We start from the raw sequence: 13,485 nt of genomic DNA, 5'->3' as shown, positions 1-13,485 counted from the left end.
TATCCCTCCTTAATGTGCTTTAACCTTTGGTAAAATAATATCTTTAACCATATTAAATATCATAAAGATTATATAGTAGAATATTGCAAGCGCCACAATAAATGTGGTAAAGGCAATCCCAGCTTCAAAGGGCTTAATTATATCTGTTGTGTATAAGAAAATTAAGTAAAATCCCATTCCGCGATAAAAAAACAATCTTTCTACTACAATTAAGGTTGAAAACATTATTCCTATTATTGTTGGGAAGCTAGATAATATTTCATATCCAATGCTCTTCATCATGTGATTTTTTATAATTTGAAACCTGGAACAGCCTTTCCCCCTTGCCGCTAAAACAAATGGCTTCTCAAAATTCTCTTCTATGGTTGCTGCTGTAACCCTTGAAATATATGCTGCAGGCAAAACCGCCATTGATATTATTGGATAAATTGCATTTAACAAATTAGCGTCCCCTACGGATGGAATTACTCCTAAGCCCAAAAAGGAAATTTGATTTTTATATAAATATAAAGCACCTAACTGCACTAAAACCACTGTTAAAATATCTGGAATTGAAAGAGGAATTAAAGACTGCATAAGCTTTAAAGTTCCACTTCTATCTCTTTTACGACTATCAATTATTCCCTTTGGAATGCCGATAATAAGTGCTAAAATTGCTCCTCCGACTAAAATAACAGCACTTTTACCTGCAGTCTTCAAGAGAAGCTGCCCTACTGTATCCCCTTGAACTTTTATACTCAATGCCTGTCCGCTAAGGAAGATTCTAAAATTTGTTTTTATACTATCTCCAATTTGGCTCATGGTCATATTCGGAGTTGATATTCCGTTATAAGTAATAATATTAAAATCCAGAGGTATTCCAGTTATTGCTATAATCATAAACAATATTGCAATAAGTATGAGTATATTTACAAAAATCTTCTTACTTATAGCTTTTACAACTTCACTTCTCACCCTGCTCATCTCCCTTCATATATAAATGACAGGCCACAACCCTTCCTGATTCTAGCTTTATCATTGGTGGCTCAATAGTACAGCATTTTTCTAACTTCTGGATACATCTATCATGAAAAGCACACCCCTTTGGTATTTCCATAGCACTTGGTATTTCACCTTCAAGCTTTATTCTATTTAACTGTTTTCCTGGCTCTGGAATTGGTGAAGCTGACATAAGTGCCTTCGTATATGGATGTTTGGGATTCTCAAAAATCTCATCCACCATCCCTTTTTCAACTATCTTTCCAAGATACATAACTGCCACCTTATGACTTACGTGGCGTATTACACTTAAATCATGAGAAATAAATAAATAGGATAAGCCAAACTCTTCCTGTAAATCCATTAGCAGGTTTAATATTTGTGATTGAACTGAAACATCCAGTGCAGAAACTGCTTCATCACAAACTATAAACTTTGGTCTTGTGGCTAAAGCCTTAGCAATGGCTATTCTTTGTCTTTGACCACCACTGAATTCATGAGGAAGTTTCTTTCCATCCTCCTTTGGAAGTCCTACCATTTCCAAAAGCCTTTCAACTTCCTTTTTATAGTCTAAAGGATTAACTATTTTGTGAATCTGAAGTGGCTGAGTTAAAATATCCTGCACAATCATCTTTGTATCTAAGGCTGCATATGGATTTTGAAAAATTACCTGAAGCTCTTTTCTTAATTTTCTGAACTCTCTATTTCCAATAGTACTAATATCTCTCCCATCCAGAAATACCTTTCCGTCTGTAGGTTCTAAAAGTCTCAATATGAGCCTTCCTATGGTAGATTTTCCACTACCTGACTCCCCCACAAGACCAAGAGTTTCTCCCTTGCTAATTTCAAAATCTATGCCATTTACAGCATTTACAACACCCTTTTCTATGCCAAATACTTTATCCTTAATTACAAACTGTTTTCTTAGATTCTTAACTTCTATCATAGGTGCCTCCTTCATCATTCTTTATTTGAATCCATTATATATAAACTAATTGTCATGGTGTCTATAGTACTCTGACACTATTCTTTTATTTTAATTTCATCATATACTTATTCATTGTTAAAGTATCTAAAATAATTTGTCCCACTTCATCCATTCTATTAATATTAACATTTTTCATATTATCTTGATCAGTATTTATCCCCCAGGTTGAAGAATTTCCTAAGGCAACTGTTGTTAATGAATTCCAACACATATTACTTACAGATTTTGAATTATTATAATCATAAAAGTGTCTCTTAAACTTAACGTTCAATTGCCTTAATCGCTCCTGAATTTCCAATCCCATAAGATAATTATTACTGTCAACAAGCTGAGCAGGAATGGTTTTAAGATTTAAATCTTTATCTTCCTTATATCCAGGATAACTTATATCAAAATAGTAGTAACCATGCCTAAAGGCCATGTCTACAGCTTTGCCTTCTTGTACACTAAAGTAATATGATCCATCCTGTTTTCCACTCTTCAAACTTTCATATTCATTATCCCAGAATATAAACTGTATTGATTTATTAAAAGGCTCTTTTACCTCACTTATCTCCTTCGCCAATTGAAGAGCTATTGCTGCTGGAGTTGCTGTCATTACATATTTGTCTGAATCTCTACCATAAGTATTAACCCCGTCATAAGCAGCTCCAATAATAACCATGGTACCTGGATCTTCAGCACTTTTGCCTTCTGTAGGTAAAAAAGCAGTTATATTTCTTCCCGGATGTTCTACAGGTTTTGGATAATCAAAATTAATTTCCAGTTCCTTATATCCACCATGAAGCTCCTCATATAACTCACCATAAGGAATAATAGTTGTATATTTAAATAGGCTTGGGTTATATTTAGCTTTTTCTCCTTCACTCAACATAAATTTAATATCATAATTTCTTCCTTTTTCACCGACAACATCTGCAACATTTGAAGTACTGCCTGCTCCCCACCAATAACCTTCTAAATGCCTAGATATATAAAAGAAATCTGTGTTCTCATCGACTTCTCTAGCTCTTTCACTATCTGCAGCAATTCCCTTATAATTAAGCTCTGCTGCTTCTGGTGTTTGATATAAACTTTCACTTACCGTCACAATTGTAAAATCCTCATGAAGATTGTATGTTTTTTCTTCACCATTCTTATCTACTAGTCTAATCCATCCTTTTTCAATAACCATTGGCACCAATAAATTATTATCGCTTATACTAATACTTCCTGTCACCGGATTTACATTTGGGTCTCCTTGTAAAGGAATTTCATCAATTTCAACTTCATACCCATAAGCTTTAAGTTGTTCTATTATATAGTCTCCAGCCAGCTTTCCCCCCTCTGTTCCCGCAGCTCTGCCTTCGTATTTTGAGGAAGTAAGTTCTTCCAAATGTCCTCTTGCTTCATCAATATTAAAATCATATTTGCTAGGATGCCATGGTATTACCATATATGCAACCAATAATAAAGCAGCAGAAATTTTAATTATTACTGGCTTATAATAGTTTTTAAAGTTCTTAACTTGTGATATAAAAACCTTTGGCGATAAAGCATAAGTAATTTTTTTGATTGAACTAATAATTCTAGAATCCTTTTTTTGAAACTCTATACGAAGGCCCTCTCCTGTTAAATTAAATCCAATTATTGCTACGGTAAATGCTATTACTGGGAATACTACCATCCAATAAGAACTTTCAAATCCCTTAACATTTTGTGATATTCTTGAAAGACTTCCCCCCCATTCTGGTTCAAGATTCATAAAGTAATTCGACCTAAAAGCTAACGTAGAAATTTGTCTGGTAACTCCAACAAACACATTAAATACTGCAAGCTGAGCTACTAAAAATAAAGCTAGTCCCATTTCTTTAAAGATTAAACTTATAGTTCCTGGAATTATATGTGGAATTACATTTTGAAAGGCAATTTGAGCTTTAGTTTTTCCAATAGCAACTTCGCCTTCAATAAAGTCCTCTTCCATTACTAATTTCGTAGAATCCTCAATGATACCTGCCAATTTTGCCCATCCAACTATGGTTAGTATTATAGCAAATGCAATTATTGATTCATCTATCTGCATACTCTTAAAATATCCAATATTTAAAATGACATAACTAAAGATAAGCATTGGTATAGCAGTGAAAAATGTATTAAATCCTTTAATAAAATTTGATAATACCTTACTTCCCATTCCAGCTGAAACACCTAAAGGAAGAGCTATAGCCATTCTTAATAAAACTATAAGCAGCGCAAGCTTCATTGTATTCTTTGTTCCGTATACTAAACGTGCATATACATCTCTACCTGCATCATCTGTTCCAAAAATATTAACCTCATTAGGAGATAATGGGGGTGTCATGAACTTATCTGTTTTGACTCCATCTATTTCTACTTCCATGTACCTGGGATTCTCTTCATATACAGGGTCCCTTTTAGTAAATTTCTGTGGATATAAACTCATCATAAATAGATAAATTAAAATTATAACACCTAAAAGTAATGGATAATTAATCTTCTTTAATTTATTTTTCATATTACCGCCCCTTTAACTGAAATCAACTTATATATAGTACAAAACATGATTTCTATTTATAAAAGATATTAACTTGAAATATCACTATAAATATATTTTCACATTATTACCTTTATATGTAAACGCATTTCTTTAATTTTCTTTTCTTTTCAGTATACATTTTGAATAGTCAGGTTAGATTAATATTGAAACTGCTATTCTCGTCAATGATATAGACACTCTACATAATATATTAATAAAAATCGAATCATAATTTCAAAATAAGGATGCTCCTTCTAAAAATAAATTTGAAGGAGCAAATACATATTAACTAAATCTTTGATTAATAAAAAGGAAACTCTTTCTCCTATTCATTCGAAAAGTGCTCAAAGATTAAAATTCATGTATCCAGATCATAAATTTAGATACTTACTTAAGGAGGTAAAAATGGAAAATCTAAAAACAACCTTGATACAAAGTTCTCTTGGTTCTGTGTTTTCAGTACTTAGTGAAGAGAACCTTAAAGAAATCACAAATAACTCCAAACGACTTGTAGCTATTTCAGGAAAAATTAATAATCCAGGGATAATTGAAGTTCCTGAGGGGGCAACCCTTCTTGATATAATAAATCTAGCAGGTGGAATTTTAAATAATAAGAAATTTAAAGCTGCACAATTAGGAATTCCTTTTGGCTGCTTTCTTACAGGTGATAGTCTTAATGAACCTCTAGATTTTGACTTATTTGAAATCTCTTTAAGCCGCTCCATAATAATTTTATCTGAAGAAGATTGTATAATTCAGTATGCTATCTTCTATATTGATTTTCTATTTGGAAAGCTTAAAGCTGGTACTTATGAAAACTATATTAAGGTTCAACCTGAAATTACAAAAATGCGAAATGTTTTTGATCGAATGAGCAAAGGACGCTCTAATATGCGTGATATTTTCTTTCTAAGAGAACTTTCAAGTACTGTTAAGGAAAAAATGCATCAACGCTATAATATTATTGAAGAAATACTCAATAATTTCTATCATGAACTTGAAGAACATGTTGAGGACAATTTATGTCCTACTTCCCAGTGCAGCCACTTAACCAAATTAACTATTACAGAAAAGTGTATTGGCTGCGGTGCCTGCAAAAGAGCTTGTCCTGTAGATTGTATTCATGGAGAACCTAAGCAGCAGCATTATATAGATTACAACCGTTGTACCCACTGCGGTGCCTGTATATCAGTATGTCCAGTAGATGCCATCACCTCTGGTGATAATACCTTTAGATTCTTAAGGGATTTAGCAACTCCAAATAAAGTAGTCATTACTCAAATGGCCCCTTCTGTTAGAGTTGCAATCGGGGAAGCTTTTGGTTTTGATCCTGGTGTAAATGTTGAAAACCAAATTGCTGCTGGCTTAAGACAGCTTGGTGTTGATTACGTCTTTGATACCACTTGGGCAGCAGATTTAACAATCATGGAAGAAGCCGCAGAACTTCAAGACAGACTTGAAAGACATATCGCTGGTGATACCAGCGTAAGACTTCCAATTCTTACTTCTTGCTGTCCTGCATGGGTGAAATTTATTGAACAAAACTATGCAGATATGCTTGATGTTCCATCCTCTGCAAAATCTCCAATGCAAATGTTTGCCACAGTAGCTAAAGATTTATGGGGTAAAGACCACAATTTATCTAGAGAAGAAATTACTTCTGTGGCTATCATGCCATGTATAGCTAAAAAATACGAAGCCTCTAGACCTGAATTTTCAAGAGGATTAAATTATGATGTTGATTATGTAATTACCACCAGAGAACTTATAAAAATATTTAAAGACTCTGGCATAGATTTAAGCACTATCGAAGGAGAACCTATTGATCAAGTAATGGGAGAATATACTGGAGCTGGTGTTATCTTTGGAAGAACCGGTGGAGTAATTGAAGCAGCAACAAGAACTGCCGTTGAAAAGATGACAGGTCAAAGAATAGATTTAATGAAGTTTGAAGCTGTCCGTGGCTGGGATGGCTTCAGATCCTGTGAAATTGATGCTGGTGATTTGCATCTTAAGATAGGTGTAACCTATGGGCTTAGAGAAGCAAAAAAAATGCTTGATAAAATACGCTCTGGTGAAGAATTCTTCCATGCCATAGAAATCATGGCTTGCACTGGTGGATGTATCGGTGGTGGTGGACAGCCAAAGGTAAGAAAACGTGAAGAAGTCTTAAAGAAAAGAATGGAAGGATTAAATACTATCGATAGAGAAAAATCCATTAGACGATCTTATGAAAATCCAGCTGTTATAGCAATATATGATAAGTATTTAGATCATCCTTTAAGTAATAAGGCTCATGAACTCCTTCACACTAAATACTTTGTAAAGGTAAAAAAATAATATACTTTTCAATACAATTTAAAGCACCTCTCAATAATTTGTGTCTCAATCTTTCATATAGACAGCATTGAGTTCAAATTATAAAAAGGTGCTTTAAAGCTATTTATTTATTTATTTATTTATTTATTTATTTATTTATTTATTTATTTATGCAATTTATTTTCTTATTACTTTAAAATAAACAATACCTTAATTGTGAAGCAAATCTCATAATTTATAATTTAAATTAAGTAATTTAAATAACTGAGAAGCAGCTTCCATTTTACTTCATTAATGTCCCCTAGCTTATGCTAATGGATACTCATTACATAAAAGTCTATATGGAGCTTCATCCTCCTGAATTTCTGGGAATCTTCCTATTGGCTCATAAAAGCGATTATCAGTATTATCATCATTACACATGGAGACTTCTCCAATAAGCACATCACCTGTACTCTTTTTCACTTCGAAATCATGATATTGATGTGGCCACAAAGTAATACTTTCACCAGGTTTTAGTTCAACCCCTGTGCCAGGTGCAACAAAATAGGACCTGCCATCTGAATTTACTAAGACCTCTGTACCATCAAAGGACCCATCACCTTTATCATTGTAAAGATGTATTATTAGAGTTCCTCCACCTCGATTTATAATGTCTTCGCTCTTTTTCCAGTGAAAATGCATGGGAGATGTTTGTCCTTCTTTTAGCATTATAAGTTTTTCTGCATAAGTTTTTTTATATTTAGGGTTATTTTGATTTCCATTGCGAATTGTTATTAATGCAAAGCCAACCCTTTTAAAGTCACCTAAACCATAATCAGTAATATCCCACCCAAGCATATTATCTCTTATTTCATCGAACTCATGATTTTTATATAACCATTCCTCTGGTGTCCAATTACAAAAGGGTGGAAGTTGAAAGCCATTCTTTAAAGCTAAAGCTTCCATATCTTTGATAGCCTCATTTATTTCTGATCTCTTCACTTAACTCTTCACCCTTTAATTTAAACACTTTAATGCTTTATCAAGGTCTGCAATTAAATCATCTGCATCCTCTAGTCCTATAGATAACCTAACACTGCCTAAACTTATCCCCATGGCAGAAAATTTCTCTGGAGTCATCTCCTTTAAATAACTAATAGCTGGCACATAAACAAGACTTTCAAAACCGCCCCAGCTAACTCCAATATAGAAGTATTCTAGAGAATTCATGAAGGCTTTAATTTTCTCTACTTCCTGGCAGTCTACTTCGATAGCCATCATACCTGTGTATCCTGTCATCTGCTTTCTTCCCAGCTCATATTGCTCAAAGCTCTCAAGCCCTGGATAATAAACTTTTTTTAACCTTTGGATGCTGCTCCAGATATTTTGCAACCTTCATCCCATTTTCTTCATGCTGCTTTAATCTAATTGGAAGTGTTCTTAAACTTCTCATAATTAACCATGCCTCAAAGGGTGCTATTTTACCACCATATAAAGCATGTTCACTTTCAAAAATCCCTCTTAAATCCTTCTCACTTCCAATTACTACACCAGCAACTATATCACTATGTCCACCTATATATTTTGAACAGGAGTGAACCTCTAAATCTATCCCAAAGGATAATGGCTTTTGATAAATAGGTGTTGCCCACGTATTATCTATAATAGTTTTTATGTTGTGAGACTTAGCAAGTTTCGCTACAACTTCTAAATCCTGAAGACTGAAAACCACACTTGATGGGGATTCTAAATATATTAAACAAGTATTTTCTTTTATGTTGCTTTCGAACTCCTTTATATCTGTTCCAGAAATATAGGTTACCTCTAAATTCATTTTTTCCTTTAAATAAGTACCTAAAAAATTATTAGCAGGACCATATATATTCTTTAATGTAATTACATGACCATTATGTTTAACACAATGCATTATAGCTGATGAAATTGCAGCCATTCCTGATGTAAAGAGCTTTGCTTTTTCTCCTCCAGCCAACTTTGCTAGCTTTTCTTCTGCAATAGCAACTGTAGGATTTTTTCCTCTTGTGTAAATACAATTATTAACTGGATCATCAAATACCTTATCAATACTGTCCCAATCCTTAAAGGTAAACAAACTATTCTGATATATAGGAGGCACAACAGCCCCTTGGTACTCAGACTTATCTTCCCCATAATGTAATAGCATTGTTGCAGGCCTATTACTATCTCGCATAATTAATCCTCCCAACTTTTAATCGATATTTTTTCATTTTGCCTAACCAATTGAAACTTTTAATCATTTTACTTTGTTGTAAAAATATAACTTAAACCCCTTTTATTATACACCCATTCCATTGCATATTCTAATTTATATTCCACATTAGTAATAACTATAGATTCTTATTAGATTAGTATCATAAATAATTTCATTAATTAACTAACTACTTATGTAACCAACTGCATATATAACAAATAATATATACTAAACAAAAGATATTTTTACCATAAGTGAGGTTCCAAATCTTTAATTTGACTAAGACGAAGTTAAGTGAATGTCCAAATCTATGATTTGGATACATTAACTTACTCTTTGATCACTCCTTTGAATGAATATAAAAAGGAGCTTCCTTTATAAGATAATAATTTGTAAATTTATAAGTAGATGTATAAATAGAATCATATTATTCTTCTCAAAAAAAGAAGGTTGGAATCTCAATTGATTCCAATCTTCTTTAAATGATGATCAAAAAGTTATGCTGCAAAGCTTAATTAGCTTATATCATTTTATTCTAAAGACTCTTTATTCAAATACATTAAGAAGAATTTTCCAACTTAATCTCTCATTGATTCAATAATACTATCTACTAAAACATCCATTTCATCTGAAGTTGTTTCATTTAAAGATGATAGTACTGAGACATGTTCATTAAGCACTGTCATTTCCTTCATTTCATCTAATAAGTCAGTAATTTTTGAACCTGCTTGTGGAGCCCATGAGCCATTCTCAATTACTGCCACAGTTCTCTTTTGTAAATTTAATGCCTTCATATCCATAAGGAAATTATGCATCACTGGAAATATTCCTAGGTTGTAAGTTACTGATGCAAGAACAAGGTGGCTTAACCTAAAGGTTTCAGATATTAGCTGTGATACGTGGGTTTTAGATACATCATAAACTACCACATTTTTAATACCTTTTTCAACTAACCTTGTAGCTAGAACATTTGCAGCATTTTCAGTATTCCCATACATTGAAGCATAAGCAATCATTACACCTTTTTCCTCTGGTTCATAACGACTCCATTTGTCATACTTATCAAGGAAGTAGCCTAGATCATTTCGCCATACTGGACCATGAAGAGGGCAGATAATTTTTATATCAATGGTAGAAGCTTTTTTCAAAAGCCTTTGAACCTGAGGACCGTATTTTCCAACTATATTTGTATAATATCTTCTAGCATCATCGATCCAATCTCTATCAAAGTTAACCTCATCATTAAACAGTTTTCCATCCAAAGAACCAAAGGAACCAAAGGCATCAGCTGCAAATAAAACTCCATTAGTTATATCAAAAGTAACCATAGCTTCTGGCCAGTGAACCATAGGAGCTGCAACAAAGGTAACTGTATGTTTTCCAAAACACATAGTGTCGCCTTCCTTAGCGATAATGGCATTATCATTTACCGGGAAATTAAATTGATTCATTATCATATAAGCTTTTTCTGTGCTTATTACCACAACCCCTGGATAACGGAGAAGAATTTCTTCAATAGCTGCACCATGGTCTGGTTCCATGTGATTAATCACAAGGTAATCTAAACTTCTTCCATTTAAAACATACTCTATATTCTCAAAGAACTGACGGCCCACAGACCAATCTACAGTATCAAAAAGAACTGTTTTTTCATCTAAAAGTAGATATGAGTTATAAGAAACTCCCCTTGAAATAGGATGTATATTTTCAAAGAGCTCAAGCCTCCTATCATTACCTCCTACCCAATATAAATCTTCAGTAACCTTTCTTACGCATTGCATACTCCCTATGCCTCCTTCTCAACTTCAATAAAGCTTGTTTTATCCTCGCCACAATATGGACAAATCCACTCCTCTGGAAGAGCTTCAAAAACAGTTCCAGGACGCACTTCATTTTCTGGATCACCTTCTGCTGGATTGTATTCATAGCCACAGCCATTACATACATAAGTTGTCCATGGTGATGGTTCCTTTTTAGGTGTAGGTTTACGCATCTTCTCCATAGGTGGTGCTGGATTCTTTGGCTGTCCATTATCTAATTCCTTAATTAACAAAGGTAATATTTCCATTAAATCTCCAACGATTCCATAGTCAGCATTTTTGAAGATTGCAGCATTTTTATTTTTATTTATAGCGACAATGGTGGTTGCATCCTTTATTCCCTTTAAATGTTGTCCAGCTCCCGAAATTCCACAAGCAATATAAAGGTTTCCATTAAACTTCTGACCTGACATACCAACATATCTGTTAAGTGGTACATATTTTAAGGTTTCTGCCACAGGTCTTGAGGACCCAACTGCTGCACCTGCCTGAAGTGCCAAAGCTTCAATAAGTTTCATATTTTCCTTATCTCCTATTCCCTTACCAGCACTTACCACACGATCTGCTAAAGGAATTGGTGTATCTAAAGGAATTCCAACAGTAAAGTCATAGCCATCAGCCTTTAAAGCTTCAACTAGTGCTTTAACATTAGCTTCTGCTGAACCTTCATTAAAAATCTTCTTTTTTCTATTTCCTGTGATTGGACCTTTTCCTTTTGGCTCAGGACTGCTAGTTTTAGGCGGTCTTCCGATGATATGAGATGCAATAACAATTCTTTGAATTTCATTAGTACCCTCATATATAGTACAAATCTTAGCATCCCTGTAAGCTCTTTCAACTTCCATTCCCTTTAGATATCCAGAGCCACCAAACATTTGAAGGGCGTCATTAACTACTTCTAAGCAAATATCTGATGTATATTGTTTAGCCATGGCTGATTCCATTCCATAAGGCTCATGGTTTTCCTTTAACTCTGCTGAGCTATATACTAAAAATCTTGCAGCTCTTAATTTTGTTGCCATATCTGCAAGCTTAAATGAATTAACCTGATGGAAGGCAATTGGAATACCAAATTGTACCCTTTCCTTAGCATACTCAACGGCATGTTCATAAGCTCCCTGTGCAATACCTAAGGCTTGAGATGCAATTCCAATTCTTCCACCATCAAGGGTAGACATGGCAATCTTAAAGCCTTCCCCTTCTTTACCTAAAAGGTTTTCTTTTGGCACCTTAACATCATTGAAAATTAATTCCGCAGTTGAAGAAGATCTGATTCCCATCTTGTCATAGTGGTCACCAAACTCAAAGCCTTCCCAGCCTTTTTCAACTATAAATGCACTAATTCCCCTTGTACCTATGCCTGGAGTTGTAACAGCAAAAACTATATAAGTTTCAGCCTTAGGTGCATTAGTAATAAAGATTTTTCCTCCATTTAATATATAGTAATCGCCTTGTAGTACTGCCGTGGTTTCTGTACCACCAGCATCACTTCCAGCGTTAGGTTCTGTAAGCCCAAAGGCTCCTAATTTTTCTCCCTTAGCAAGTGGAACTAAATATTTTTCCTTCTGTTTCTCTGTTCCAAAAGCATAGATAGGATATGCGCCTAAAGAAACGTGGGCTGATAATATAACCCCTGTTCCACCATCAACTCTTGAAAGCTCCTCTACAGCGATAGCATAACTTAAAGTATCAAGACCTGCTCCTCCATATTTCTTAGGAAATGGTATTCCTAGTAGTCCCATTTCTCCAAACTTCTTTATTGCCTCAGTTGGAAATTCATTTTTCTGATCCAGCATAAATGCTATAGGTTTTACCTCTTCTTCAGCAAAAGCCCTTATTTTACCTCTAAGTTCTTCATGTTTATCAGTGGTTTTAAATAACATGTTGAATCCCTCCCTCTTATAATTTAATTTTATACAATTTACTATTTGTAATCTGTGACATTTGCAACAAATAATGTTATAATTTAAAAGAAGGTGATAAATATGAAAAGATGTTTTATTAATGATGGAATTTCAAAGGAATCTATTGATAAAATGATAGTCTGCTTTAAACCTGATTTTAAATCTTATACTACTGGCGAAACTATCATGAGATACTCAGATAAAATAGAAAAGATTGGTGTAATGGTTTCGGGTAAGGCTCAGTTATCTGTCATAGATTATGACGGAAATTGCAGCATCCTTGAAACCTATGAAGAACATGATGTCTTTGGTGAACTTTTTTATCTTCCCCTTGAAAACTATGAATATATTATTGAAGCAACAAAAGATACAAATGTATTTTTCATAGACTATAAACATATTATTACCCCCTGTGAAAACGCCTGTATACATCACTCACAGCTTATTAATAACCTTTTTATAATGGCTGCTCAAAAATCTCAGGCAATGTCTCTGCATCTTAGTATTTTGAATCAGCATTCAATCAGAAAAAAGCTGCTTACATATTTAAACTATATAAAAAAGAGTACTGGGAAAAATCCATTTACACTTCCAATGACTTTAAGCTCTCTTGCAGAATATCTCTGTGTAGATAGAAGTGCTATGATGAGGGAAATTAAAGTTCTGAAAGAAGAAGGTTTATTAACCTCTGATAAAAGAGAATTTTACCTAAAAATGTGAAATTAGAC

Annotated in this window: 10 protein-coding genes; 2 read left to right on the top strand and 8 right to left on the bottom strand. The window is 33.8% G+C overall.

Annotated features, from left to right (window positions below; genetic code table 11):
- Positions 1-9 precede the first annotated feature (9 nt).
- From BN1075_RS13575 to BN1075_RS13565, 3 genes are all read right to left on the bottom strand, one after another.
- Complete coding sequence (locus BN1075_RS13575; RefSeq protein WP_040193754.1) at positions 10-954, bottom strand: ABC transporter permease subunit; 945 nt, start codon at positions 952-954, stop codon at positions 10-12.
- Positions 944-1,924, bottom strand: coding sequence for an ABC transporter ATP-binding protein (locus BN1075_RS13570; RefSeq protein WP_235777806.1), 981 nt, complete (start codon positions 1,922-1,924; stop codon positions 944-946). Before BN1075_RS13570 ends, BN1075_RS13575 begins: the two co-directional genes overlap by 11 nt.
- An 85-nt stretch (positions 1,925-2,009) precedes the next feature.
- Positions 2,010-4,481: an ABC transporter permease subunit gene (locus BN1075_RS13565; RefSeq protein ID WP_040193753.1), complete on the bottom strand. Its 2,472-nt coding sequence runs from the start codon at positions 4,479-4,481 to the stop codon at positions 2,010-2,012.
- A gap of 426 nt (positions 4,482-4,907) precedes the next feature.
- On the opposite strand from BN1075_RS13565, the gene BN1075_RS13560 reads away from it, so the two are divergent.
- Positions 4,908-6,842 (top strand): [FeFe] hydrogenase, group A, encoded by a 1,935-nt coding sequence (locus BN1075_RS13560; RefSeq protein ID WP_040193752.1) that lies wholly within the window; start codon positions 4,908-4,910, stop codon positions 6,840-6,842.
- A gap of 285 nt (positions 6,843-7,127) precedes the next feature.
- On the opposite strand, the gene BN1075_RS13555 is transcribed toward BN1075_RS13560, so the two are convergent.
- The 5 genes from BN1075_RS13555 to BN1075_RS21210 form a co-directional block, all read right to left on the bottom strand.
- Positions 7,128-7,805 carry a D-lyxose/D-mannose family sugar isomerase gene (locus tag BN1075_RS13555; RefSeq protein WP_040193751.1) on the bottom strand — a complete coding sequence of 226 codons (678 nt, stop codon included), beginning with the start codon at positions 7,803-7,805 and terminating at the stop codon, positions 7,128-7,130.
- Between the two features lie 15 nt (positions 7,806-7,820).
- Positions 7,821-8,195, bottom strand: a complete 375-nt coding sequence (locus BN1075_RS22365; RefSeq protein ID WP_268871544.1) for a PLP-dependent transferase — start codon at positions 8,193-8,195, stop codon at positions 7,821-7,823.
- Positions 8,137-9,012 (bottom strand): trans-sulfuration enzyme family protein, encoded by an 876-nt coding sequence (locus BN1075_RS13550; RefSeq protein ID WP_268871543.1) that lies wholly within the window; start codon positions 9,010-9,012, stop codon positions 8,137-8,139. Before BN1075_RS13550 ends, BN1075_RS22365 begins: the two co-directional genes overlap by 59 nt.
- Before the next feature lie 599 nt (positions 9,013-9,611).
- Complete coding sequence (locus BN1075_RS13545; protein WP_040193750.1) at positions 9,612-10,814, bottom strand: FprA family A-type flavoprotein; 1,203 nt, start codon at positions 10,812-10,814, stop codon at positions 9,612-9,614.
- Between the two features lie 5 nt (positions 10,815-10,819).
- Entirely contained in the window at positions 10,820-12,736 is a 1,917-nt protein-coding gene (locus tag BN1075_RS21210) for an acyl-CoA dehydrogenase family protein (protein ID WP_081911598.1), read from the bottom strand.
- A 102-nt stretch (positions 12,737-12,838) separates the two neighbouring features.
- Between BN1075_RS21210 and BN1075_RS13530 the strand changes: the two genes are divergently transcribed.
- On the top strand, positions 12,839-13,477 hold the full coding sequence (locus BN1075_RS13530) for a Crp/Fnr family transcriptional regulator (RefSeq protein WP_040193749.1): 639 nt from the start codon (positions 12,839-12,841) through the stop codon (positions 13,475-13,477).
- The last annotated feature ends 8 nt before the right edge of the window (positions 13,478-13,485 follow it).

Source organism: Clostridium culturomicium (assembly GCF_000821305.1).
GTDB lineage: Bacteria > Bacillota > Clostridia > Clostridiales > Clostridiaceae > Clostridium_J > Clostridium_J culturomicium.
The sequence above is the reverse complement of the archived record's forward strand: the minus strand, read 5'-3'. Positions and strand labels throughout refer to the sequence as shown.